This window comes from Acidobacteriota bacterium (assembly GCA_039030395.1).
Taxonomy (GTDB): Bacteria; Acidobacteriota; Thermoanaerobaculia; order Multivoradales; family JBCCEF01; genus JBCCEF01.
This window is the reverse complement of sequence record JBCCEF010000017.1, coordinates 1-24,448: the sequence shown is the minus strand read 5'-3', so window position 1 is coordinate 24,448 and position 24,448 is coordinate 1. Positions and strand designations below refer to the sequence as shown.

The window sequence follows — 24,448 nt, the reverse complement described above, 5'->3', positions numbered from 1 at the left end:
AGTCGTCGGTATGACTAGTACATCGCTTACCTCGACGGACGCCGCTCGACCACGCCTCCTCCTGCGCGCCGGTGCCGAGGGAATGGGCACCTTCGTCCTGGTCCTCGCCGGCTGCGGCGCCGCTCTGGTGGACGCGCGCTTCGGCAACCTGGGCGCCGTCGGCGTTTCCCTCACCTTCGGCCTGGCGTTGTTCACCATGGTCTCGGCGACAGGGCACCTGTCCGGCGGCCACCTCAACCCGGCGGTCAGCGTGGCCTTTCTCGCCGGCCGGCACTTGAGCCCGCGGGAAGCCGCCGCCTACATCGCCGCCCAGATCCTCGGTGCCCTGGGCGCCGCCCTGGCACTGCGCGCTTTCCTCGGACCGGACCTCGCTGCGGCAGCGACGGTACCGGCGATCGAGCTGCCCGCCGCTTTCGGCGTGGAAGTGCTGATGACGGCCACCCTGGTGTTCGTGATCACCGCCGTGGCGACGGACCAGCGCGCCGAGGGGCAGCACGGTGCCCTGGCGATCGGCGCCACCCTCGCCCTGGGAGCCCTGTGGGGCGGCGCCCTCACCGGCGCATCGATGAACCCCGCCCGCAGCTTTGGACCGGCGCTGGTCGGGGGCATCTGGAATCAGCACCTGCTCTACTGGTTCGGCCCGCTCCTCGGCGCTACCGTCGGCCACTTCGCCTACCGCTGGACCGCCGGGGCGCGCCGCGCAGCCCGCCCGGTCCCCGAACCGCACCGCTAGAGCCCGTTCTTCTCACCAACTTCGTAGCGAGAGGTCGCCAAGTAAAGATCTCTGGGCCTGTAGCTGCAAGGACTTTGGCTCTCGGAACGACATAGGCGTACTCGAAGTACGTCGAGGAGCGGAGAGGCCAAGAGACGCCGCAGATGCAGGTGCATCCGACCTCGCAGCAGAAGGCTGGTGAGAAGGACGGGCTAGGCAATCGGCCTTCCGACGCCGGCTGGTAAACTCTCCCGTCGGCAGCGCGTACCTCCCCGAGAGGTCCCTGCGACGTCCGGCTCCGCTGTTCCTACAATCACTGCGATGAGGTTTTCATGACTCCACGACTCCCGCTGCCTCGAATTTCGGGTGCCCGCCTCCGGGGGACCCACCTCAGGGGGGCCCTGTTGATTTCCCTGGCGATTCTGCTGGCGCTGCCCCTGGCCGCCCAGGATCTCGCTTCCTTCGAGAAGAAGACGACCGTCCACACCCTCGACAACGGCTGGACCTTCATCATCGTCGAGCGCCCGACGGCGCCGGTCTTCTCTTTCGCCACCATCGTGCGGGTGGGCTCCGCCCAGGAGGTTCCGGGCATCACCGGACTGGCTCACATGTTCGAGCACATGGCCTTCAAGGGCACCCGCAGCCTCGGTACCACCGACTATGCCGCCGAAGCCGCCGCCCTCGAAGAACTCGAAGCGTCCTACCTCGCCCTGCAGGACGAGCGCCTCAAGGCGATGCCCGACGAGGAGCGCTTGGCGAGCCTCGAGGAGGCCTTCCGCGACAAGCAGGAGGCGGCCCAGGAATATGTTGTTCAGAACGCCTTCGATCAGGCCGTCGAGCGGGCCGGCGGGGTGGGCATGAACGCCTTCACCAACGCCGACTGGACGGGCTACTTCTACTCGCTGCCGGCGAACCGCATCGAGCTTTTCGCCGCCCTCGAATCGGACCGCTTTTACCAGCCGGTGTTCCGGGAGTTCTACCAGGAGCGCGACGTGGTGCAGGAAGAGCGCCGGCTGCGCACCGAGAGCCAGCCGATCGGCCGGATGGTCGAGCAGTTCCTCTCCACCGCCTTCGTCGCCCACCCCTACAAGCAGCCGACGGTGGGCTACATGAGCGACCTCGAATCCTTCACCATGACCGACGCCGGGGAGTTCTTCGAGACCTACTACGCGCCGTCGAATCTGGTGACGGCGGTGGTCGGCCACGTCGACGCGGAGCAGCTCGTGCCGCTCCTCGACCGCTACTTCGGTCGCATTCCGAAACGGGCCGCACCGCAGCCGCTGCGCACCGTCGAACCGCCGCAGATCGGCGAGAAGATTGTCCGCCTGGAGGACCGGGCCCAACCCTTCTACCTGGAGGGGTACCACAAGCCCGCCGCCACCCATCCGGACCAGGCGGTGTTCGATGCCATCGACGATGTCTTGTCCAACGGCCGCACCTCGCGGCTGCACCGGCGCCTGATCCGCGACGAGCAAAAGGCGGTCACGGCGCAGACCTTCTCCGGCTTCCCGGGCGATCGCTACCCCAACCTGTGGACAGCGCTGACGATCCCGGCCCGCGGGGTGAACGCCAAGGAGACCCAGGCGATCCTGCACGAGGAGATCGAGCGTCTCAAGACCGAGGACGTGACGGAGGAAGAGCTGGAGCGCTTCCGGGCCCGCGCCAAGGCCGATCTGGTGCGCGGCCTGCGCTCCAACCAGGGCCTCGCCGCCCAGCTCGCCACCTACCACGCGCTCTACGGCGACTGGCGGGAGTTGTTCCTGGACATCGAGCGCCTGGAGGCGGTGACGGCGCAGGACATTCGGCGCGTCGCCCAGGAGACCTTCCGGCCGGACAACCGCACCGTCGTTTACATCGAAACCGTTTCCGACGACAGCGGCGAAGGCCGCTAGGCGGGGGATCAGAATCATGAAAATTCGTACTGCCCTTACCTCTTCCCCCGCGCTCTTTGCCCTGGCGCTGCTGACCTCGGCCGTCGCCGTACCGGCGGCGGCTCAAGACGTGCCGGCCATCGACGACCTTTCCACGCCGCCGCTACCGAGCTTCGACATTCCCCAGCCACAGCGCTTCGAACTCGACAACGGCATGGTGGTGATGCTGGTCGAAGATCACGAACTGCCGCTGGTCGAGGGCATCGCCTTGATCCGCACCGGCGCCCGCTACGAGCCGGCGGACAAGCTCGGCCTCGCCGGCCTGACCGGCGACGTGCTGCGCAGCGGCGGCGCCGGCGAGCGCACCGGGGATGCACTCGACGAGTTCCTCGAAGGCACCGCCGCCAGCATCGAGGCGTCCATCGCCGGCGATATGGGCCGGGTGCGCATGAGCAGCCTGGCGGACGACTTCCCCGAGGTGCTGGCGGCCTTCGCGGATGTGCTGCGCCGGCCGCGATTCGAGGCCGAGAAGCTCGATCTGGCGAAGAACGACGCCAACGCCGCCATCTCGCGCCAGAACGACAATCCCCAGGGCATCCTGTTCCGGGAGGCGAGCCAGATCGTCTACGGCGAGGACTCCCCCTATGCCCGCAGCGAGACCTACGAGACCATCGCCGGCATCACCCGTGACGATCTGGTCGCCTGGCACGAGCAATACTTCCACCCGGAGCGGGTGATCCTCGGCTTCGTCGGCGATTTCGACACTGAAGAGGCGCTGGCTGAGATTCGCTCGGCCTTCGGCGACTGGTCGCGCGGCGACGGCCCGGCTCCGCCGGCAATCCCCGTCGAGGCGGAGTTCGATCCGGGGGTCTACTACATCGAGAAGAACGACCTCACCCAGTCGAACATCGCCATGGGGCATCTGGGAGTACGCAAGGACCACCCGGACTTCTACCCCATCGAGGTGATGAACAACGTGTTGTCCGGCTCCTTCGCCTCGCGCCTGTTCAACAACGTGCGCACCAGCAAGGGCCTGGCCTACGCGGTGACCGGCGCCGTCAACAGCAACTACGACTCGCCGAGCCTGTTCTTCATGTTCATGACCACCAAGACGGAGACCACCGGCGCCGGCATCGAGGCCCTGCTCGAAGAAGCCCGCAACATGACCGCCCAGCCGCCGACGGACGAAGAGGTGGAGCGCGCCAAGACCGCAATCGAGAACTCCTACGTCTTCAACTTCGACTCGCCCGGTAAGATCCTCAATCAGCAACTCCAATACGAGTACTTCGGCTACCCGCTGGACCGCACCGAACGCTACCTGGAGGCGATCGGCAAGGTCACCACCGAACAGGTGCGCCAGGCCGCGGCGAAGCACATCCGGCCGGATGAACTCGCCATTCTGGTGGTCGGTCCGTCGGAGGGTCGCGACAAGCCGCTGGAAACCTACGGCCCGGTGACGCCGGTGGACATCACCATTCCGGAGCCGGCCGCCGACAAGGCGGAAGTGACGGCGGAAGGCAGTGAGCAAGCCGCCGCCCTCCTCGACCGGGCTCTCGCCGCCATGGGCGGAGCCACGGCGGTGGACGGCGCCGACACCATGCGCGTTTCCGGCACCCTGGCACAGGTCACCCCCGGCGGCGAGTTCGAGATTCCCTTCCAGGCGAGTTTCGACTTCCCGGATCGCCTGCGGCAGGCCCTCACCCTGCCGATGGGTGAGATGGCCCTGGTGGTCGACGGCGACCGAGGCTTCGCGGTGACCCCGCAGGGCATCAACGACATGTCCGGCGCCCAACTGGCTCAGATGAAGGAGACCTTCAGCCGCGAGGTCCTGCTGCTCCTCAAGGCGCGCGGCGAAGAAGGTTTCTCAGCGGTCGCTCTCGATCCCGGCGAGCAGGACGGCCAGGCCGTCGAACGCGTCCAGCTAGAGGTCCACGACCTGGTGACGGTGCTTCACATTCACCCGGAGGACGGCCGCATCATCGGCATGTCCTACCGCGGCTCCGGCCCTTCTGGGGCCCCTGGCCAGGTCGTCAAGGTGTTCGAGGACTTCCGGGAATCCGGCGACCTGGTCCTGCCCTGGAAGGAGATCAATCGCTTCGAAGGGGAGATCGCGGCCACCGTCCAGCTCGAATCCTTCGAGGTGGGAGTCGAGTTCGACGAGGGTACCTTCGAGCGCCCGTCGGAAGGCGAGTAGACCGATCCTCAGTGGCCGCCGGCGGGTTTTCCCCTGCCGGCGGTCTCGTCACCTTGAAAGATTCCAAAATTTCGCAATTCGGCGAGATCAGCCCTCGACTTTCGGTGAGCTAAGCCGATACACTCCTGAAGCGATCAATCGCCACCCTGACGATTTCACAGCGCCGTAGCAGCCGCCGAGAGCGCAAATTCCTCCCGATTCCCCGGGCTGCTCGCTGCCGTTGTGGCCCCGCGAAGTCACCCGACGTGATCTTTCGGGGTCGAAAGTTGCGCCTCTAGGGATGTGCGTTTTGAAGGATATGGGCCTCGTGCCGTGATGTTTGCCGACAACTGAACGCTCAAAGGATTCGAAATGGTCCGACCGCTCGCTACTCCGTCCGCCCCTGAACAGGCACCGCAGCCCCGCCTTGGGTTGCTTTGGGGAGCTTCCCCTCCCATGCGGGGGGTGTTCGAGAAGATCGTTCGGGTAGCGCCGACCCGCGCCCTAGTCCTGCTCACCGGCGACTCCGGTACCGGCAAGGATCTGGCGGCGCAGACCATTCACCGGCTCAGCCGCCGGGTCGACGAGCCGTTTCTGCCGCTGTCCTGCGGCGCCCTCTCGCCGGCACTCATTGAAAGCGAACTGTTCGGCCACGAGCGCGGCGGGTTCCCGAGTGCGAGCCGTCTCCACAAGGGGCATTTCGAGCGTGCCGACACCGGCACCCTGCTGCTCGACGAGATCACCGAGATGCCCTTCGAACTGCAGTCGAAGCTCCTGCGGGTCCTCGAGACGGGCACCTTGTTGCGCATCGGCGGTGACAAGCCGGTCAAGGTCAATACCCGGGTGATCGCCACCACCTTCCAAACCCCCAAGGCCGCCGTCGAGCGCGGCGATCTGCGGCAGGATTTGCTCTACCGGCTGTCCGTCTTTCCCATCCACATGCCGCCCCTGCGCGAGCGTGGCGAGGACATCACCCTGCTGGCGGAGCTCTTTCTCGATCGCCTGAATGAGTCCTTCGAGGGCGATCGCCGGTTGACTCCGGAGGCCCTGGCCATCCTGCAGGGCCACGAGTGGCCGGGTAACGTGCGGGAGCTGGAAAACGTCATCCACCGGGCCTTCATCCTGGCCGACGGCGAAGCCATCGATGCGCGGTGTTTGCCGGAGGAGATCGGCGGCCGCGCCCATTCCGGTCGCTCCCTACACTTCCGGCTGGGATCGTCGATCGCCGATGTCGAACGCAAGCTGATTCTCGCCAGCCTCGACTATTTCGACGGCAACAAGCGCAAAACCGCCGATGTTCTCGGCGTCAGCCTCAAGACCCTCTACAACCGCCTGAACGCCTACCGCAACGAAGACCAGCAATCCGGCAACGACTGAGGCGCCGAAATGACGGAGTTTCCTACGCTCCTTGCTATACTTCCGGCCTTCGATGGATCGCTACGCGTGTGCGTCTGCGGCGGGCTCGATGAATTTCCAGGAGGACATGGGGCCTGATGAAGGTATTGTCGTTCAATTCGAGGGAACAGACATCCTGATAAAGGGAGACAGAAAGTCATGAAGAAGATTTTGAGCTTGGCCCTGATGATCGCGCTGGTCGCCGGTTTCGCGACCCTTGTCGGTTGCAGCCCGGAAGCCCATCACGACGCAGAGCACGCCGACGACGAGGCCCACGACGCCATTAGCGATGCGGCCGATGATGCTCAGAACGCGATGGATGAGGCCGGCGAAACGATCCAAGAGGGTATCGAAGAGATGGGCGACGCCATCGACGAGGCCGGCGAGCAGGCGGAGCAGATGTTCGACGACGCGGTGGACGCCACCGGTGAGGTGATCGAGGATGTCGGCGAGGCCATTGACGAGGCCGGAGAGAACTTGCAGGACGGCCAAGACGGCAACGGCTAGTCAACGCCACCACTCTTCCGGGCGAGCGTCCGGAAGGATTGAAAGGAGAGGCCTTTCGGGGTCTCTCCTTTTTTCGTTGGGCAAACCCATGATCCAGAGCTGTTGGGCCCGGGATCGAATGGTGTTCCCGGTCGGCGGAGAGCAGGGAGGGGCTCCCCGGGGACGGGCGAGCCTATTCGAACGACAAGGGGCTGGGCTCGCCCTGCGCGGCACGAGCGCAAATCGAACGTGGCCTCCAAAGATCATCCAGGCGCTCGTGCCCAGCCCCCGGGGAGCCCCTCCCTGCTCCCCACCGACCACACCGGGTACCCATCTCCACCACCCCCGCCCGGTATGCCATCGCAGGTCACAGAACTCAATCGAGCGGACGACGATGTGGGTGAGTCTTCAGGAGTGGAATCCCAGACTCCGAACCACAGCGAAGGGAAGGACGGAGGTGCCGTCAAGACGGTTTGGGTGAGAGGGGAGGATAGAGGTGCAGGCGACCGCACACCAGCCTGCACCGGCCCCAACGCAATCAGGTCAACTCAAATGTTCAGCAAGGAACTCACCGGCCCGCCGACGGAAGGAGTCGGTCCACTCGTGGCCGCCGTCGAAGGGAAAGCCCTCGGCCTCGACGCCGAGATTTCGCAGAACGGCGAGATCCTGTTCCATCCGCTCCGGCAAGTACGCCCGGTCTTCTTTGCCGGCGCCGACCAATACCGGCGGGAATCCCGCCAAATCGCGCTGTTGGACCTCCGGCGGTACGTCACCGCCGAGCACCACCAGCGCATGGCTACGCCGGCCGCATCCAGCGGCGGCGCGGTAGGCCATGGCGACGCCCTGCGAGAAGCCCGTGAAGGCGAGACGCCGCACCGAAGGCAAATCGCGCAGCACCTCGCCGAGCACCGCCGAGATGTAGTGGACGTTGTCGCCGATCGCCCGATCGCGATCGAACTTCGTCATCCAGCTCGCCACCACGCGACCGCTCTTGGTGTAGAAGGGATGCAGCGCCTGCACCGAGCACAGCGCCCAGGGCGGCGCCTCGGGCCGCGTCGCGACGAGAGAACGAAGGGCTTCGAGGTGCTGCTCGGCGCCCTCGCCGTAGCCGTGAAAACCCATCACCAAGGCTGGCGGCTCGACCCCCGGCGGCACCTCCAACAGGTAGGTGCCGTGAACGATGGTGGCGATGCGGCGCACCGCAGCGGTACCGGTCTCGAGATCGCTCATCGTCGCAAGGGTGCACTCAGTTGGCGAACCTGCTCCTCCACCCGTTCGGCCAAGTCCGAAGCCTTCGGATCGTCTTCCACCAGGCGCACCAGGGCACTGCCGACGACCACCCCGTCGGCCACTCCAGCCACCGCCTCCACCTGCTCCGGCGAAGAGATGCCGAAACCCACCGCCAGCGGCAGGGAAAGGCGCTTGCGCACCCGCTTGACCTCCTTCAAGAGGGTCGGCGCCAGGGCCGAGCGCTCACCGGTGACGCCGGTGCGGGACACGTAATAGACGAAACCCCGGGACGCCGCCGCCACCTTGGCGATGCGCTCCTTGGTGCTGGTGGGAGCGAGCAGAAACACCGGATCGAGGCCGCGCGACAGGAGCGCCGGCAGGAAGCGCTCGGCCGCTTCCTCCGGCGGCAAGTCAACGCACAGCACGCCGTCCACGCCGGAGGCCGCCGCCTGCTCGGCGAAGCGCTCGATGCCGCGGGCGTGGATCGGGTTGAAGTAGGTAAAGAGCACAATCGGCAACCCCAACCGGTCACGGCAGCGGGCGACGAGGTCGAACACCCCGTCCAGGGTCGTGCCGGCGGCCAGGGAGCGGGCGGCCGCCGCCTGGTTGACGGGTCCATCGGCGATCGGGTCGCTGAAGGGCACGCCCAGCTCGATCAGGTCCGCCCCGCCGGCGCCCAGGGCGCCGATGAGCTGCTCGCAGGTCGCCAAGTCCGGATCGCCGGCCATCAGGAAGGGGATGAAGGCGGCCCGGTCCTCCTCACGGCAGCGCTCGAATACTGCGTCGATGGCGCTCATTCTTCCTCCGATGCGGCCCGCGGGTGGGTCCGCCCCAAACCGTGGAACGCCGGTCCCTGGGGGGGTCGAATCGAGCCATTGCCGCTGTCGTCCCGGTACTCCAGCACCGACTCCACGTCCTTGTCGCCGCGTCCCGAGAGATTGACCAGGATGCTCATCTTCGACGACATGTGCGGCGCATGGCGCACCGCCTCGGCGATGGCGTGGGCGGATTCCAGCGCCGGCAGGATGCCCTCCGTTTCGGCCAGCAGATGGAAGGCGTCGATCGCCTCGCGATCGTTGACGGAGGTGTACTCCACCCGCCCGCGGTCGCGCAGGTCAACGTGCTCCGGTCCCACCGCCGGGTAGTCGAGTCCGGCGGAGACGGAGTGGGTTTCGGCGATCTGGCCTTCCTCGTCCTGCAGCACCAGGGTGCGGGTACCGTGCAGTACGCCGAGGGTGCCGCCCTCGAAGCGCGCCGCGTGCTGGCCAAGGGCGGTGCCGCTGCCGCCGGCTTCCACCCCGATCATCCGGCAGCGATCGCCCAGAAAAGCGGTGAACAGGCCGAGGGCATTGCTGCCGCCGCCGACGCAGGCGATCGCCAGGTCCGGCGCATATCGCCCTTCGGCCTTCTTGAGCTGGCGCCGCGCCTCGTCGCCGATCACCCGGTGGAAGTCGCGCACCATCCGCGGATAGGGATCCGGACCGAGCACCGAGCCCAGGATGTAGTGCGTCGTGTGGACGTTGGTCACCCAGTCGCGCAGCGCTTCGTTGATCGCGTCCTTCAGGGTTCGGCTGCCGGCGTCGACGGTGGCCACCTCGGCGCCCAAAAGCCGCATGCGCTCCACGTTGAGGCGCTGGCGCCGGGTGTCTTCGGCTCCCATGTACACGGTACAGGACAGGCCGAGGAGCGCCGCCGCCGTGGCCGTCGCCACGCCGTGCTGGCCGGCGCCGGTCTCGGCGATCACCCGCTCCTTGCCCATCTTTTGAGCGAGCAGGGCCTGGCCGATGGCGTTGTTGATCTTGTGCGCCCCGGTGTGGAGCAGGTCCTCGCGCTTCAGGTAGATGCGCACGCCGCCACCGCGTTTGCCGCGGCCGCCGCCTGGGCCCGCCAGCCGTTCGCTCAGGCGGTCCGCCCGGTACAGCGGGGTGGGACGGCCGGCGTAGTCGCCCAGCAGATCCGTCAAAAGGCGGCGGAACGCACGCTGCCGCCGCGCCTTGTCGTAGGCCGCGGTGAGCTCCGCCAGCGGGGCCATCAGAGTCTCCGGCACGTAGCGCCCGCCATAGGCGCCGAAGGTGCCGGCCGACCCTGTGGCGTTACGGCCGCGGGCCACGACCCACCTCCTCGAAGAGTTGTTTCATGAGATCCATGTCCTTGATTCCCGGAGCCGATTCGACCCCCGAACAAACATCCACTCCCGTTGCGCCGCTCGCCGCCAGGGCCCGGCGCGCACTGCCCGGCGCCACCCCGCCGGCGACCAGCAAGGGCACCCCAGAGGCTCCCGGAGGCCCCCCCCACGAAGACCCCAGTGCGGCAAGCGTATCGTAGTTCCAGGACACTCCGGAGCCGCCGTAGGCCGGGTGCTCGACGTCGAACAGAAAGCCCCAAACCCGGGGCCAGGGGGCGAGAGTCTCCGGCGGCAGCGGCTCCCTGCGGGTGGCCGGCAGGCGCAGCACCTGAAGGGCACGGCCGCCCCAGTGATCGACCTCGTCCGGATCCTCGTCGCCGTGGAGCTGGATCAAGTCGAGGCCCACCCGGGCGTCGAGTTCCGCGATCTCCCGGCGCGGGCGGTCGACGAACACGCCCACCTTCAGTGCCCGGTCTCCGATCGCCCGAGAGAGTTCCCGCGCCGCCGCCACCTCCAGGCAGCGCGGACTCGGGGGATAGAAGTTCAAACCGATGAGGTCGGCACCCAGGGCGACCGCCCGCTCGGCGTCCCCGACGCGGGTAACACCGCAAATCTTCACCATCGGCGTCACCACCTTCGGCGTCGCCGTCAAGGCGCGACCCCTCGCAGCTCCGCCAGCTTGGCCGCCGGATCGTCCGCCAGCAGCAGCGACTCCCCCACCAGGAAGGCGCGAAAGCCGGCCATCGCCAGCCGCGCCACCGCTTCGCCGCCAGCGAGACCGCTTTCGGCCACGGGCAGAGCGCCGGAAGGCAGGTGCGGCAGCAGGTCGATGGAGCGCCCGATGTCCACCTCGAAGGTGGTGAGATCGCGGTTGTTCACCCCCACCAGTTCCCAGTCGGCGCCGGCGAGGCGGGCCAGATCTTCCCGGTCGTGGGTCTCGACCAGCGGCACCAGGCCGAGGGAGCGAGCGAGGGCAGCCCGCCGCCGAAGTTCCGCCGGCTCCATCAGCGAGGCAATGAGCAACACCGCGTCGGCGCCGGCCTCCCGCGCCCAGTGGAGCTGGCGATCATCCACCACGAAGTCCTTGGCAATGGCCGGCAGGCCGCTGGCGCCCTTCGCCCGCCGCAGCAGATCGTAGGATCCGTGAAAGAAATCCGGTTCCACCACCACTGACAAAGCCGCCGCCCCGCCCTCGGCGTAGAGACTTGCCTGGGCCGCCGGATCGATGCGGTCCACCAGCGAGCCGAGGCGTGGCGAGCCGAGCTTGACCTCGGCGATGATCGCCGGCCCCTCGGCTCCGTGGAGAGCAGCCAGAAACGGCTGCTCCTCGCCGAACAGCCCGACGTCCTCGCCGCAAGCCGTGGCGGTCGCGCCGGTCTCGAGCGCCAGACGTTTTAGGCGCTGCTCGATGATTTCCTGCAGAATCGCGGCGACCTTCACTCTGCTTTCTCCTGGCGATGGGCCGCCGTGAACTCCTTGAGGGCCTCCAGGGTGGCGACGGCGGTGCCGCTCGCCAGCAGTTCCCGGGCCTGCTCGACGCCGGCGCGCAGATCCTCCGCCTGGCCGCCCACCCACAGAGCCGCCCCGGCGTTGACCGCCGTCACCTCCGAAAGCGGCCCTCTCTCGCCGCCGAGCACCCGCCGCAGAACGACGGCGTTTTCCGCCGGTGAGCCACCGGCGAGGTCGCGGCGCTCGACCGGCACCACGCCGAGCTGCTCCGGCGTCAGCCGCCGCAGGGACACCTCACCGCCGCGCACCTCGCCGGCCAGGGTTTCGCCGCTGGTGGTGATCTCGTCCATGCCGTCGCCGTGCACCACCAGCGCGTGGTCGCTGCCGAGGTCCGCCAGCACTCGGGCGATGGGCTCGACCAAGTCTTCGCTGTACACCCCGAGGAGCTGCCGGCGGGCGCCGGCCGGGTTGGTCAGCGGCCCGAGGACATTGAAGATCGTGCGCAAGCCCAGTTCCCGGCGCACCCCCATGACCTCCGCCATCGCCGGGTGGAAGAGCGGCGCGAAGAGAAAGGCGATGCCCACCTCTTCCAGACAGCGCGCCGCCGCCGCCGGCGGCAGGGCCATCTCCACCCCCAGGGCGGACAGCACGTCGGCGCTGCCGGAACGGCTGGAGACGGAGCGGTTGCCGTGCTTCGCCACCGGCACGCCGCCGGCCGCCGCCACCAAAGCCGCCGCCGTCGAAATGTTGAAGGTGCCCACGCCGTCGCCGCCGGTGCCGCAGGTGTCCACCGCCTCGGGCCGGTTGTGAACCAGGGGAATCACCCGCCGGCGCATCGCCCGAGCCGCGCCGGAGATCTCCGCCGGGGTCTCGCCCTTCAGGCGCAGGGCTACCAGCAGCGCCGCCTTCACCGCCTCGGACACCCCCCCGTCCATCAACTGGCCGAAGAGATCTTCCATTTCCTCGCGGCTCAGATCGCGCTCGCAGTCCGACGGCTGGCACAGCCGGTCGAGGGCCTGGCGCGGGGTGATCTCCGAGCCGTTGCTCATCAGGCCACCTCCTCGCGACCTTCCGCCCCGGCCGCGAACAGCGGCGGCGGGTCCGCCGCCGCGACGCCGCAGCGCCGGAGGAAGTTCACCAACAGGCGCGGCCCCTCCCGGGTGAGGATCGATTCCGGATGGAACTGCACGCTCTCCCAGGGCAGCTCCCGGTGGCGCATCGCCATCAGGATGTCGTCGTCAGACCAAGCGGTCGCCACCAGGCAGTCCGGCAAGGTCGCCTTGGGAACATCGAGGGAGTGATAGCGGGTCGCCTCGAAGGGGTTCGGCAGATCCTCGAAAATGCCTTCCCCGTCGTGCCGCACCCTCGAGGTCTTGCCGTGCATCAGGCACGGCGCACGGGCGACTTCGGCGCCAAAGGCCAGGCCCAACGATTGATGCCCCAAGCACACCCCGAGGAGGGGCACCTCGGGCCGGGCGGCGAGCAGATCGAGGCACACGCCGGCGCCTTCCGGCCGGCCCGGACCGGGGGACAGCACGATACCGTCGGGTTTTCGTTCGAGCATCCCTTGCGCCGGCTCGGCGTCGTTCCTCAGCACCTCCACCTCGGCCCCGGCGGCGGTCAAGAGCTGCACCAGGTTGTAGGTGAAGGAGTCGTAGTTGTCGATCATCAAAATCATCGGGCATCCTCCAGCCGTTCCGCCAGCGCGACGGCGGCCAGCAGGGCCGCCGCCTTGTTTTCGGTCTCTTCCGCTTCCCGCTCGGGGTTCGAATCCGCCACGATGCCGGCGCCGGCGGTGACGGAGGTTTCCTCACCGCGCACCACCAGGGTGCGGATGGTGATGCAGGTGTCGAGGTCGCCGCCGAAGCCGAAGTAGCCCACCGCCCCGGCATAGAGGCCGCGGGACTCCGGCTCCAGCTCGTCGATGATCTCCATCGCCCGGATCTTCGGCGCGCCGGAGACGGTACCCGCCGGGAAGCAGGCGAAGAGCGCGTCGAGGGCGTCGCGGCCGGCGGCCAGCTCGCCGGCGACCCCCGAGACGATGTGCATCACGTGGCTGTAGTGCTCGATCTGCTGGAAGGTCTCCACCCGCACGCTGCCGGCGCGGGAGACCCGGCCGAGATCGTTCCGCCCCAGGTCCACCAGCATCACGTGCTCGGCGCGCTCCTTGGGATCCGCCAACAGGTCCTCCGCCAGGTGGCGGTCCGCGGCGGCATTCTTGCCGCGCGGCCGGGTACCGGCGATAGGGCGGGTCTCGAGACGCCGGCCGACCTTCCTCACCAGCATCTCCGGCGACGCCCCGGCGAGGGCGAAGTCCGGCAGCTCCAGCAACACCATGTAGGGACTCGGATTGATCAACCTCAGCGCCCGGTAGAGGGCGACCGGCGGCACCGCCCGGGGCACCGCCCAGCGGCGCGCCAGCACCACCTGGAAGATATCTCCGGCGGCGATGTACTCCTGCGCCCGGCGCACCGCCCGGTGGAAGTCCGCAGCCGGCAGGCTCGGCCGGGCGTCCGCCGGCGGCGCGGGCATCGCCGCCGGCACCGCCACGGCGCCGCCGATGCCGACCTCCGCGCCGGGGGCCGACAACACCGCGGCCAGGCGGTCGAGGCCGGCCATCGCTTCCTGCCGCGAGACCTCCCCTTCGATCTCGTTGGTGACGGCGACGATGCGCTGGCGGACGTGGTCGAACACCACCACCTCGTCGAAGCGCGCCAGCACCGCCGGCGGCAGGCCGAAGGCGTCCGGCGGGCGGCCGGGGAGACGCTCCAGGGAGCGGATCACGTCGTAGCCGAAGGAGCCGACCCAACCGCCGGTAAAAGGCAACAAAGACTTCTGTTCGGTGCGCACCTCGGCGAGCAGCTCGCGCAGAGCCGTCAGGGGGTCGCCGGAATGCACCACCGTCTCGCCGGCACCGGAGATCTCCAGCCGATCCGGCCACCAGCGGGCCCAGCGGCGCGGGCCGGCGCCCAAAAAACTGAAGCGGGAGACCTGCTCGCCGCCGGTGACGCTCTCGAGCAGGAACCGGTGCGGCGAGATCGCCGCCAGGCGCCGGTAGACGGCCAGCGGCGTCAAACTGTCGGCCACGAACTCCCGCTGGTGGAGAACGGCGCGGCGCGTCACGGGCCGAGTCACGGGTCGAGTCACGACAGGTCCTCCGGTTTCGCCGGCCGCGCAGCCGGCGGGGCGATGTGGCGACGGCGCAGCTCGGCGGCCAGCCGCTCCGCCGGCACGCCGCGCGAACGCAGCAGCAGCAGCAGGTGATAGAGCAGATCGGCGGCCTCGCCGGCCAGCCCGTCGCCATCTGAGTCATGGGCCTCGGCGAGGGCGGCAATCACCGTTTCCGTCGCCTCCTCGCCGACCTTGCGGGCGATGCGCTCCGCTCCGGCCGCCAGCAGCCGGGCGGTGTAGCTCTCCGCCGGATCGGCCGCGGCCCGGCCGGCGAGCACCGCGTCGAGCCAGCCCAGCTCCAGATGTGCCGCCACCGCCTCGCCGCCGGGGGCATCGAAACAGCTGCGCTCGCCGCGGTGGCAGGTCGGGCCGTTGGGATCCACCCGCATCAGCAGAGTGTCGCCGTCGCAATCGGCGTGCAGGGACACCACCGCCAGAGTGTTGCCGGAGGTCTCGCCCTTCTTCCACAGCCCTTGCCGGGAGCGACTCCAGAACCAGGCCTCCCGCGTAGCCACGGTGCGCTCCAGGGCCTCACCGTTGGCCCAGGCCATCATTCGCACGGCGCCCGTCGCCACCTCCTGGACGATCACCGGAATCAAGCCGGCGGCGTCGAAGGTGAGGGCGTCGAGATCCAGCGTCAGAGTATCGGTGGTCACGGGAACACCTCCGGCGGCGGCAACTGGCGCACCGCATGACCGGCCGCCGCCAACACTTCTTTCACCTGCCCCACGGTGTAGCGGCCGTCGTGGAAGATGGAGGCGGCCAGCACCGCCGAAGCCCCCGTTCCCAGGGCCGTCGCCAGGTGTTCCGGGTGACCGGCACCGCCGGAGGCGATCACCGGCACCGGCACGGCGGCGGTGGCGGCGGTGAGCAGATCGAGGTCGTAGCCGTCCTGGGTACCGTCGCTGTCGATGCTGGTGAGGAGCAGTTCGCCGGCGCCGCGCCGTACTCCTTCGCGCATCCACTCGACGGCGTCCAGCCCGGTGGCCCGGCGACCGCCTTGCGTCACCACCTCCCAGGTTGCATCGTTCTCACGCCTTCGCGCATCGACGGACAGCACCACGCACTGGCTTCCGAAGCGCTCGGCGAGTTCCGTGAGCAGGTCCGGCCGCTCGACGGCGGCGCTGTTGATGCCCACCTTGTCGGCGCCGGCGGTGAGCAGTTTGCGGGCGTCATCGACCGAGCGCACGCCACCGCCGACGGTGAGCGGCACGAAGGTGCGCTCCGCCGCCCGCTCGACCCATTCGAGGTCCGTCGCCCGGCGCTCCGGCGCCGCCGCAATGTCCAAGAACACGATCTCGTCAGCTCCCTGCTCGGCGTAGCGCGCGGCGGCCTCCGCCGGGTCGCCGCGGTCCACTAGATTCCGGAACTTCACCCCCTTGACCACCCGCCCGGCGGACACGTCGAGACAGGGGATCACCCGGCAAGCCAGTTCGGTGGCGCCAAGTGTGAAGGTCATCGCGCCACCTCTTCTCCACGGCACACGGCGAGGGCCTGTTGCACCGTAAACCGCCCCTCAAAGAGCGCCTTGCCGACCACCGCGCCGCCGATTCCCGGCACCGCCCGGGCGGCGGCGAGATCGCCAAGGGAACTCACCCCGCCGGAGATAAAGGCCGGCAGGCCGGTGGCTTCGGCCACCCGGCGGGTGCGCTCCAGGGCCGGGCCGGCGAGGGTGCCGTCGCGCGAGATCACCGTCACCAGCACCCCCGGACAGGGCAGGCCGGAGAGGCTCGCGCACAGCTCCGCCAGGGAGCGATCGGCGGCGGTGCGCCAGCCGTCGAGGCGCACTTCGTCGTCGTCCGCGCCGCCGACGTCGAGGGCCGGCACCAGCCGGCCGGGGTGCTGCCTCGCCAGTGCGGCGAAGGCCTCCGGCTCGCGGCCCACCAGCGAACCGATCACCACCCGACCGCAGCCCGCCGCCAGGGCCTCCTCCACCGCCCGACCGTCGCGCAGGCCGCCACCCCACTGAATGCCGAGGCCGGCTTCCCGGGCGCCCTTCACTAGCGCCGCCATCGACTCGCGCTGCGGCGTCTCGCCGAAGGCGGCGTCGAGATCGACCACGTGGACGGTGCGCACGCCGGCCGCCGCATAGCGATCGAGCACCGCCAGTGGGTTGCCCCCGTAGTCCGTGCGCTGGGCGTCGTCGCCCTGGTGCAGGCGCACCACCCGCCCCTGGCGCAGATCGATGGAGGGCAGCAGCTCAAAAGCCGCTTCTGCGGATCTCGGTTCAAGGGGCGGCATGGGCCATCTCCGTGAAATTGCGCAGGATGCGTAGACCCACCGAGCCGCTCTTCTCCGGATGGAACTGCGCGCCGGCCACCCGACCCCGGCCGGCCATCGCAGGAAACAAACGGCCGTGGGGCGTTTCCGCCAGGAGATCGGCGGGGTCGCCTCCCTCCGGCGCAAAGCTGTGGACGTAGTACACGCTGGAGCCGTCCGGTACGCCGGCGAGCAGTCCCGCGAGCGGGTTTCCCTTCGAGGCCGTGCGATGCAGGCGATTCCAGCCGATGTGCGGCAAGGGCACGTCGTCCGGCAGCCGGCGCACCCGACCGGGGAGCAGACCCAGGCCGTCCGTTTCGCCAAATTCCTCGCCGGCTTCGAACAGGATCTGAAAGCCGACGCAGATGCCGAACAACCAGGCGCCTCGCTCCAGGGCCATCCGCAGGGCACTCTCCAGGTCACCGCGCAAGGCCTCCCGCGGCGGCCCGAAGGCGCCCACGCCGGGCAGCACCAGGCAGCGCGCCGCGGCCACCGCCGCCGAATCCCGGGAGACCGCCGGCGTCGCTCCCACCGCCCGTAGGGCACGGATCACGTTGCCGAGGTTTCCCACCGCGACGTCGAGCACGACGGCTTTTTTTTCGACGGCGGTCATTCGGTCAGCGTCCCCTTGGTGGACGGCACCCCCTCGCCGGGCCGTCGGACCACCGCCGCGCGCAGCGCCACCGACGCCGCCTTGAAGGCCGACTCGGCGGCGTGGTGGCCGTTGCGGCCGGCGAGTAGATCGAGGTGCAGGGTGAGGCGGCCGCGATCGGCGAAGGCCTGGAAGAAATCCGCCACCAGGGTGAGCGGGAAATCCCGCGTCACCCACTGGCCGGCCAGCTCCTGCGCCTCGCTGTAGACGAAGAAGCCCCGCCCCGAGAGATCCACCACCGCCCGGCTCAACGCCTCGTCGAGGGGCGCATAGGCGTGGGCGAAGCGCACCACTCCCTGGCGGTCGCCCAGCGCCACGGCGAAGGCCTCGCCCAAAGCCAGGCCGACATCCTCCACCGTGTGGTGGAGGTCGATCTCCGTGTCGCCCTGCGCCTCGACGTCGAGGCCGAAGCCGCCGTGGGTGGCCAGGGCGTCGAGCATGTGGCCGAAGAATCCGTCCGGCACGGAGATCCGCCGGCCGCCGCCGTCCAGATTCAGCGTCAGGCGGATGCGGGTCTCGCCGGTCACCCGCTCGAAGGTCGCTTCGCGCTCGCTCATCGCATCTCCGTTTCCTGGAGCTTCATGTCGGTCAAGGCTTCGTCCACCGCCCGCAGGGCCGGTCCGCTGCCCACCGAAAAACGCAGGCAGCCGGCCAAGCCCGGATAGCCGCCGACATCCCGCACCCGGATGCCGCGGGCCGCCAGGCCGGCGTGGATCGCCGGTGCGCGCCCGCCGCAGCGGGCGAGGAAGAAATTCGTTTCGGACGCCAGGGTGGGAATGCCGTGGCGCTTCAGCATCGCCCGCCAGGGCTCTCGCCGGCCGTTGAGCAGCCGCACCCGGCGCTCCATCGCTGCCGGCTCGGCGAGCACCGCCCGGCCCGCCTCGATGCCGCAGCGGCCCAGGTTGTAGGGCAGCTTGAGTTTGATCAGCTCGGCCACCAGCTCCGGCCGGGCCAGCAGGTAGCCCACCCGCAGCCCCCCCAGGGACCAGGCCTTCGAAAAGGTGCGGAAGATCACCAGGTTGGGGTAGCGCCCCAGCAGCGGCCGGTAGTCGTGAGCGGTGAACTCGCCGTAGGCATTGTCCAAGAGCAGCGGCGCCTCCAGGCGGTCGAGGATCTCCCGGGCGAGCACCTCCGGGGCCACCGCGTCGCCGGTGGGATTGTTCGGTGAACACAGCACCACCGGCCGGGTGGGATCGCGCTCGATCTCCGCCGCCAGCTCAGCGATCGGGAGCCGTAGGTCCGGAGCCGGCCCCACCGTGCGCAAACGCGCCCCGGAGGCTAGGGCGAAGGGCCGATAGAGAGTGAAGGTCGGCAGCGTACCGAGCACTTCGCTTCCCGGCGCGGCGAAGGTTTCGAGGGTCGCCCGCAGCAGCTCGTTCGAGCCGTTGCCCACCAGCACCCCTTGCCACGGCCAGTCGTGGTACGCCCCGAGGTCGCGCCGCAGGGCATCGCCGTGGAAATCTGGATAGTGGGCGAAAGGCTGCTCCAGCAGCCGCCGGGCGATCTCTTCCTTGATCCGACGGGGGAGATCCCAGGGCATCTCGTTCTGGTCGAGCTTGAAGCGGCAAGGCTCGATCTCCAGGTGGTAGGCGGAGAGGGAGCGCACCTCCGGACGCACCGCATCGAGCGTCGCTCCGATGTCCGGGAACCCGCTCAAGACCGCTCCCCTGCCAAGCGCTTGCGCGCCGCTGCCGCGTGGGCCGGCAGGCCTTCGGCATCGGCGAGGGTGGCGGCGGCGGCCGCCCAGCGCGATGCCGCCTCGGCCGAGAAGCGCACCGTATGGCCGCGGCGCACGAAGTCCTCCACCCCCAGGCCCGAAGCGAACCGCGCGCTGCCGCCGGTGGGCAGCACGTGGCTCGGCCCGGCGACGTAGTCGCCGAACACTTCCGGCGTGGCGGCGCCGACAAAGACCGCGCCGGCGCGCTCGAAGCGGTCGGCCAGCGCCTCGGCCTCGGTTCCTACGAGCTGCAGGTGCTCCGGCGCGAGATCCTCCGCTAGGGCCACCGCTTCTTCCAGGTTCTCCACCACCGCCGCCAGGCCGAAGGCCGCCAGGGACTTGGCCGCCGTCGCGGCGGTGGAGAGAGCAAGAAGCTGACGGCTCACCTCGTCCGCCACCTGCCGGGCGAAACGGCGGCGGGGGGTGAGGAGCACCGCCGCCGCCCGCTCGTCGTGCTCCGCTTGGGCCAGCAGATCGGCCGCAATCACGGCCGGGTCGGCTCCGTCGCTCGCCACCACCACCACCTCCGAGGGACCGGCCAGGCCGTCGATGCCCACATCGCCCACCACCTCGCGCTTGGCCGCCGTCACCCAGGCGTTGCCGGGGCCGACGATCTTGTCCACCCGCGGCACCGTCTCGGTGCCGTAGGCAAAGGCCGCCACCGCCTGGGCGCCGCCGATGCCCCAGATCTCCTCCACTCCCAGGTGCGCCAGGGTGTAGCGCAGGGCGGTGTTGCCGCCGAAGGCGGCCGGAGGAGTGGTCACGGCGATCTCCCGCACCCCGGCGGCGCGCGCCGGCACCACCGTCATCACCACCGTCGAGGGGTAGGCCGCCAGTCCACCGGGCACGTACACCCCCACCCGCCGCAGGGGACGCCGATGGGACTCCACCACCACCCCGTTGCGCTGGTCGATACTCTGTCTTTTTTCGGCCTCGCGCACCTGCTTGGCGTGGTACGCCTCCACCGCGCCGATCGCCCGCTCCAGAGCCCCGGCAAAACCCGCCGGCAGGCCGGCCCTCTCCTCCTTCAAAACCGGCACCGGCAGCCGCAATTCGGAGGCCGACTTCACCGCGACTCGATCCAGCCGACGCACCGCCTCGAGGAGGGCCGGATCCCCCTTGTCGCGCACCGCCGCCACCAGCTTGCGGGCGCCGCGCACCACCTTGGGGTCGAGCACCTGCCGCTGGCGGCCGAAGAGCTTCGCCAAGGCCCGACGGCCGCGGCCGGAATCGGCGCGCACCACTTTGAGCGGCTTCTTCGCGCTCACGCCGCCACCCCCGCCGATTCGAGACGGTCCGCCAGATCGTTGATGCGAAACCGGTGGGCGAGAAAAGACGACCGGTTGACCACCAGGCAAGGCCTCACCTCCGCCACCGGTTCGAGTTCCACCAGGCCGTTGTCTTTGAGGGTGCGACCGGTTTCCACGATGTCCAGGGCGAGATCCGCCAGGCCGAGAATCGGCGCCAGCTCGATGGAGCCGGAGAGTTCCAGCACCTCGGCGCCCCAGGGGCGCTTGGCCACCACCCGGCGGGCGGTCGCCGGGTACTTTGTCGCCAACCGCACCTGGCCGCCGGCGGCCGGCAGGGTGCCCGGGAAGCCCACCAGCGAGATGCGGCAGCGGCCCTCCTTGAGGCGCAGCGGCACCAGCAGGTCGCAGCCGTGCTCGTCGAGCACGTCGCTGCCCACGAAGCCCGCGTCGGCGACGCCGTTCTCGACGTAGCGCGGCACGTCCCACCCTTTGAGGAAAAGCAGCTCGAGACCCTCCTCCGGCAGCGTCACCCGCAAGCGACGGTCCTGCGGATCGAGCCCCGCAAAGGCGCCGCCGCCGGCCGCCAACGCCGCCAGCACCACCTTCTGCGCCCGCCCCTTGGGCAGCGCCAGCCGAATCAGCGGACGATTCACGGCAAAGCCTCCGCCAGCCGATCGAGACCGAAGGAGAAGCCCACCGCCGGCACCTCAGCGCCGAGGCCGCGAAACAGGCGATCGTAGCGGCCGCCGGAGCCGCAGGACCGACCGCTGCCGGCGGCGTAGACGCGGAACACCAGGCCGTCGTAATAGGTCCGGTCGCGCACCCCGTCCTCCAGATCCGCATCGAGGGTGTGGTGGGCGAACTCGGCGAAATCGATCTCGAAGGACACCGCCGGAAACTCTCCGTGCAGCTCCTCGACCAGCTCCGCCAGGGCCGCCAGGCGCTCCGCCGCCGGCGTTCCGAGGGTCGCCGGATCCGCCGGCACGCCGTGTTCGGCGATCTCCAGCAGCGAGCGGTGAGCCAACCGCAGCGGCCGCCGCTCCCGGCGGCGCAGGGCATGGAGCAATTCCTCGACGGACCTCCGCTCGGCCTCTTCCGGCGTTTCTTTCAGCACCCGGCGCAGCAGCTCGTCCAGGGCGCCGGCAAAGCCGAGCACCACCCGCGGCGCTTCCACTTCCGATGCGAGGGCGAGGAACAGCCGCAGCATCTCCACCTCGCCCGCCTCGCCGGGCACGCCGAGGAGTTCCGCCCCCAGGTGGTACTGCTCGCGCTCGCGACCGATGTCGCCGTAGCGCACCACATCGCCACGGTAGTAGAGACGCAGCGGTCCATCGAGGGCCGCCAGCCGTGGCGCCAGCAGACGCGCCAGCATGGGAGTGAAATCCGAACGGATGGCGAGCTGGTCGCCGTCGCGACCAATGAACCGGTACAGCTCGCCGCGGGTGGCTTCGGTCAGGATCGGTTCGTAGGGCTCCAGGTAATCGAGAATCGGCAGGATCACCTCCGAGAAGCCGGCTTCTTCCAGCCGCTCCAGGCAGCGGCCCTCGATCCGCCGCCGGCGGGCCGCGGCATCGAACAACAGCGCCGTGACCCCCGGCGGCAGGGCGGCGGAGATCCTCACCTTCCCTCCCCGCGCAGGTCGATCACTTTGAGCCCCAAGAAGTCCCGGCCAAGGGCCGGCGGCAGCTCGCGGCCGATCATCGCCCGGAACTGGGCCAACGCCTGAAACAACAGCACTTCGCGCCCGTCGATGGCGATCACCCCGCGCTCGCGAGCCGCCCGCACCAGCGGCGTCGCCTCGGCGCCGTACACCAGGTCCACCAGCGCGGCGCCGTGCCGCAGGCGCTCAGGGTCGATCACCAGCGGATCGTCGGCCGAGCGGCCGAGGGAAGTCGCCTGTACCAGGATGTCGAAGTTCTCCGGCCGCAGGTCGGCCAGGGGACGGAAGGGCAGGCCGAGCACCTCGCCGGCCCGGCGGCCGCGCTCCTCGCCGCGATTGAAGATCACCACCCGGGCGCCGGCGCGGGCCAGGGCGAAGGCCGCCGCGCGCCCGGCGCCGCCGGCTCCCACTACCGCCGCATCGGCGTCGGCAAGGGCCACCCCGCTCTCCTCCAGAGGATCCAGCACCCCTTCCGGATCCGTCGATTCGGCCTCCCACACGCCGTCTCGCAGGGTCAGCGTATTGGCCACCCGCAGCGATTCGCACAGCGGGCTGGCGACGCCGGAGACGGCCAGCGCCGAGCGCTTGAAGGGCGCCGTCACGCTCAACCCCCGGAGCGGCATTCCCAGAGCCGCGGGGATGCTGCTCTCCGCCACCTCCAGCCAGAAGTCGCCGAAACGCTCCGTCTGGAAGGGCAGGTAAAGGTACGGTAATTCGAAGGCGCGGTAGGCACCGTTGTGCAGCCGCGGGGAGAGCGAGTGGGTGACCGGGTTGCCGATCACCCCGAAGATCGCCTCGACCGGCGGCAGCGCCGGCAGCCCGAAGTCCGCCCGCAGGCGGGCGATGGTCGGCTGCCCCGGTGCGCCGGCCGCGTCTTCGCTGGCGGCGCCAAACACCCAGGGCGCGCCCAAGCGTGGCGCCAGCGGCCGGGTCCACAGGCCCTCCGGGCCGCCGCTGAAGCAGAGGACGTCCCGCCGTTCGAGGGAGGCCAGGAGCTGCAGCGACCACAGCGCCTGGACGGGCCGCTTCACCTCGGGGATCAGCTTGTAGAAGCGAGCCGGGGTCTCCGCCAGGGCGGCGAAGCGCTGTTTCAGATCCGCCAGGTCGCGCGCCCGGCCGTGCCAGGAGATCAGACGCCGGTCGGCCGGAATCGCCTCCAGCGTCTCCGGCGTCAGATCGCGCTCGCCTTCGAGGTCGACCAACTCGTAGCCGGCGGCGAGGGCCGCCGCGAGGCGCTCCCGCCGTTCCCGCGGCACCGTTTCGCCGCGGCCGCCCTCGGTGCGGCTGCGCAGGGTGTAGAGGAATCGATCGCCGGGCAAATCCGCCGGCGAGAGATCCCCCACCAGATCGCCGCGCACTTCGATGAAGTCGGCCAGCCCATCGGCGCTGGGATCGGCGTCGCACGCGGCGCCCTGCCGCAGCGTCTCCACCGCGCCGCGACTCGCCAGAGTGGCGACCAGCACAGCGCGATCCGATGGCGTCGAACTACCCAAAACGAAAAAACCTCCTTCGCCCGGGAAGGAGGTTCTGGCACTGAATCGCCGAATGCTCGCGTCCCGGGCTCGTAGCGGCCGGGACCCGAGGGTCCGGCCTAACGGTTGCCGTGATGATGCACGCCACGCCACCACGCGGCCGCAATCGAGAAATCGGGGGCCGGAGTCGAAGTACGCGGAGCGGAGGCGGTGCGGATCATGGCTTGGTCGGTCTAGCTCAATCAGCGTTCGAGGCGGTCATTCCGCCGCCCACGGAGCGTAGAGCAGACCGCGCACGGCTGTCAACCTGGACACCGGCCGGGTAGTGGCTCAGTTTCAACTTTTTGGATCCAGGAGCCCTACCACCTGCTCTAGAGTCCAGGGCCGGCGGGCGATTCCTGCCGCCATCGCGGGCGTGACCTTGTTGTCCGTCTCGGTCTTGAGCGAGCCATGGGGCCGCATGAAGTTGTAGACCATGAAGTGCAGCTCAATCGCTGCGGCGTGGTTCTCGACTTTCTTGGAGAAGGCGTTGGTCAGCCGCGTGAAGCGCCGCATGCTCATCCGCATCGTCAGATTGGACCGCTCCACGTAGGACGTAGAGACGTGGCAGGGCTCCGGATCGCCCTGCACGACGTTGACGGTAGCGCCCTTGCACTTCGCCGGGCTGTACCGCTTCTCGGCTTGCGGATCGCTCCCGTAGAGCTTCTGGAGCATGGCGTAGTCCACATCCGCGCCGAAGGCATCCTCGACCGCCTCTAGGTAGGGCCGGTGGCCGTCCGTGGTGAGCTGCACGCGGTTCGACAGGCGCCCCGCCACGTCCTGCATG

Annotated in this window: 24 protein-coding genes; 5 read left to right on the top strand and 19 right to left on the bottom strand. The window is 69.5% G+C overall.

Annotation, left to right across the window (positions count from 1 at the left end):
• The first annotated feature begins 10 nt into the window (after nucleotides 1-10).
• The 5 genes from AAF481_15055 (at nucleotide 11) to AAF481_15035 (ending at nucleotide 6,658) form a co-directional block, all read left to right on the top strand.
• Nucleotides 11-733, top strand: a complete 723-nt coding sequence (locus AAF481_15055; GenBank protein MEM7482492.1) for an aquaporin — start codon at nucleotides 11-13, stop codon at nucleotides 731-733.
• Nucleotides 734-1,044: 311 nt separating this feature from the next.
• Nucleotides 1,045-2,604: a pitrilysin family protein gene (locus AAF481_15050; protein ID MEM7482491.1), complete on the top strand. Its 1,560-nt coding sequence runs from the start codon at nucleotides 1,045-1,047 to the stop codon at nucleotides 2,602-2,604.
• 16 nt (nucleotides 2,605-2,620) lie between these two features.
• A complete protein-coding gene (locus tag AAF481_15045; GenBank protein ID MEM7482490.1) occupies nucleotides 2,621-4,777 on the top strand; it encodes a pitrilysin family protein in 2,157 nt (718 codons plus the stop codon).
• A 351-nt stretch (nucleotides 4,778-5,128) separates the two neighbouring features.
• A complete protein-coding gene (locus AAF481_15040; protein MEM7482489.1) occupies nucleotides 5,129-6,133 on the top strand; it encodes a sigma-54 dependent transcriptional regulator in 1,005 nt (334 codons plus the stop codon).
• A gap of 177 nt (nucleotides 6,134-6,310) precedes the next feature.
• Nucleotides 6,311-6,658: a hypothetical protein gene (locus AAF481_15035; GenBank protein ID MEM7482488.1), complete on the top strand. Its 348-nt coding sequence runs from the start codon at nucleotides 6,311-6,313 to the stop codon at nucleotides 6,656-6,658.
• A 522-nt stretch (nucleotides 6,659-7,180) separates the two neighbouring features.
• On the opposite strand, the gene AAF481_15030 is transcribed toward AAF481_15035, so the two are convergent.
• From AAF481_15030 to AAF481_14940, 19 genes are all read right to left on the bottom strand, one after another.
• A complete protein-coding gene (locus AAF481_15030) occupies nucleotides 7,181-7,867 on the bottom strand; it encodes a phospholipase (GenBank protein ID MEM7482487.1) in 687 nt (228 codons plus the stop codon).
• The gene (gene trpA / locus AAF481_15025) at nucleotides 7,864-8,664 is read right to left on the bottom strand and encodes a tryptophan synthase subunit alpha (protein ID MEM7482486.1); all 801 of its coding nucleotides are present in this window, start codon (nucleotides 8,662-8,664) and stop codon (nucleotides 7,864-7,866) included. The genes AAF481_15030 and trpA overlap by 4 nt, the downstream gene beginning before the upstream one ends.
• On the bottom strand, nucleotides 8,661-9,977 hold the full coding sequence (trpB, locus tag AAF481_15020) for a tryptophan synthase subunit beta (protein ID MEM7482485.1): 1,317 nt from the start codon (nucleotides 9,975-9,977) through the stop codon (nucleotides 8,661-8,663). Before trpB ends, trpA begins: the two co-directional genes overlap by 4 nt.
• On the bottom strand, nucleotides 9,961-10,644 hold the full coding sequence (locus AAF481_15015) for a phosphoribosylanthranilate isomerase (protein MEM7482484.1): 684 nt from the start codon (nucleotides 10,642-10,644) through the stop codon (nucleotides 9,961-9,963). Before AAF481_15015 ends, trpB begins: the two co-directional genes overlap by 17 nt.
• Entirely contained in the window at nucleotides 10,641-11,432 is a 792-nt protein-coding gene (locus AAF481_15010; protein ID MEM7482483.1) for an indole-3-glycerol-phosphate synthase, read from the bottom strand. Before AAF481_15010 ends, AAF481_15015 begins: the two co-directional genes overlap by 4 nt.
• On the bottom strand, nucleotides 11,429-12,490 hold the full coding sequence (gene trpD, locus AAF481_15005) for an anthranilate phosphoribosyltransferase (protein ID MEM7482482.1): 1,062 nt from the start codon (nucleotides 12,488-12,490) through the stop codon (nucleotides 11,429-11,431). Before trpD ends, AAF481_15010 begins: the two co-directional genes overlap by 4 nt.
• Nucleotides 12,490-13,119 carry an aminodeoxychorismate/anthranilate synthase component II gene (locus AAF481_15000; protein MEM7482481.1) on the bottom strand — a complete coding sequence of 210 codons (630 nt, stop codon included), beginning with the start codon at nucleotides 13,117-13,119 and terminating at the stop codon, nucleotides 12,490-12,492. The genes trpD and AAF481_15000 overlap by 1 nt, the downstream gene beginning before the upstream one ends.
• Entirely contained in the window at nucleotides 13,116-14,588 is a 1,473-nt protein-coding gene (gene trpE, locus AAF481_14995; GenBank protein ID MEM7482480.1) for an anthranilate synthase component I, read from the bottom strand. The genes AAF481_15000 and trpE overlap by 4 nt, the downstream gene beginning before the upstream one ends.
• Nucleotides 14,585-15,268, bottom strand: a complete 684-nt coding sequence (hisIE, locus tag AAF481_14990) for a bifunctional phosphoribosyl-AMP cyclohydrolase/phosphoribosyl-ATP diphosphatase HisIE (protein ID MEM7482479.1) — start codon at nucleotides 15,266-15,268, stop codon at nucleotides 14,585-14,587. The genes trpE and hisIE overlap by 4 nt, the downstream gene beginning before the upstream one ends.
• Nucleotides 15,265-16,071 carry an imidazole glycerol phosphate synthase subunit HisF gene (gene hisF / locus AAF481_14985; GenBank protein ID MEM7482478.1) on the bottom strand — a complete coding sequence of 269 codons (807 nt, stop codon included), beginning with the start codon at nucleotides 16,069-16,071 and terminating at the stop codon, nucleotides 15,265-15,267. The genes hisIE and hisF overlap by 4 nt, the downstream gene beginning before the upstream one ends.
• On the bottom strand, nucleotides 16,068-16,853 hold the full coding sequence (locus tag AAF481_14980; GenBank protein MEM7482477.1) for a HisA/HisF-related TIM barrel protein: 786 nt from the start codon (nucleotides 16,851-16,853) through the stop codon (nucleotides 16,068-16,070). The genes hisF and AAF481_14980 overlap by 4 nt, the downstream gene beginning before the upstream one ends.
• Nucleotides 16,840-17,484 (bottom strand): imidazole glycerol phosphate synthase subunit HisH, encoded by a 645-nt coding sequence (gene hisH, locus AAF481_14975; protein ID MEM7482476.1) that lies wholly within the window; start codon nucleotides 17,482-17,484, stop codon nucleotides 16,840-16,842. Before hisH ends, AAF481_14980 begins: the two co-directional genes overlap by 14 nt.
• Entirely contained in the window at nucleotides 17,481-18,080 is a 600-nt protein-coding gene (locus tag AAF481_14970) for an imidazoleglycerol-phosphate dehydratase (protein ID MEM7482475.1), read from the bottom strand. Before AAF481_14970 ends, hisH begins: the two co-directional genes overlap by 4 nt.
• Complete coding sequence (locus AAF481_14965; GenBank protein MEM7482474.1) at nucleotides 18,077-19,180, bottom strand: histidinol-phosphate transaminase; 1,104 nt, start codon at nucleotides 19,178-19,180, stop codon at nucleotides 18,077-18,079. Before AAF481_14965 ends, AAF481_14970 begins: the two co-directional genes overlap by 4 nt.
• Nucleotides 19,177-20,508, bottom strand: coding sequence for a histidinol dehydrogenase (gene hisD, locus AAF481_14960; GenBank protein MEM7482473.1), 1,332 nt, complete (start codon nucleotides 20,506-20,508; stop codon nucleotides 19,177-19,179). The genes AAF481_14965 and hisD overlap by 4 nt, the downstream gene beginning before the upstream one ends.
• Entirely contained in the window at nucleotides 20,505-21,143 is a 639-nt protein-coding gene (gene hisG / locus AAF481_14955; protein MEM7482472.1) for an ATP phosphoribosyltransferase, read from the bottom strand. Before hisG ends, hisD begins: the two co-directional genes overlap by 4 nt.
• Nucleotides 21,140-22,111: an ATP phosphoribosyltransferase regulatory subunit gene (locus AAF481_14950; GenBank protein ID MEM7482471.1), complete on the bottom strand. Its 972-nt coding sequence runs from the start codon at nucleotides 22,109-22,111 to the stop codon at nucleotides 21,140-21,142. Before AAF481_14950 ends, hisG begins: the two co-directional genes overlap by 4 nt.
• Nucleotides 22,108-23,643, bottom strand: coding sequence for a type I 3-dehydroquinate dehydratase (locus AAF481_14945; protein ID MEM7482470.1), 1,536 nt, complete (start codon nucleotides 23,641-23,643; stop codon nucleotides 22,108-22,110). Before AAF481_14945 ends, AAF481_14950 begins: the two co-directional genes overlap by 4 nt.
• Before the next feature lie 315 nt (nucleotides 23,644-23,958).
• A partial coding sequence (locus AAF481_14940) for an IS1 family transposase (protein MEM7482469.1) occupies nucleotides 23,959-24,448 on the bottom strand: 490 nt, incomplete at its 5' end.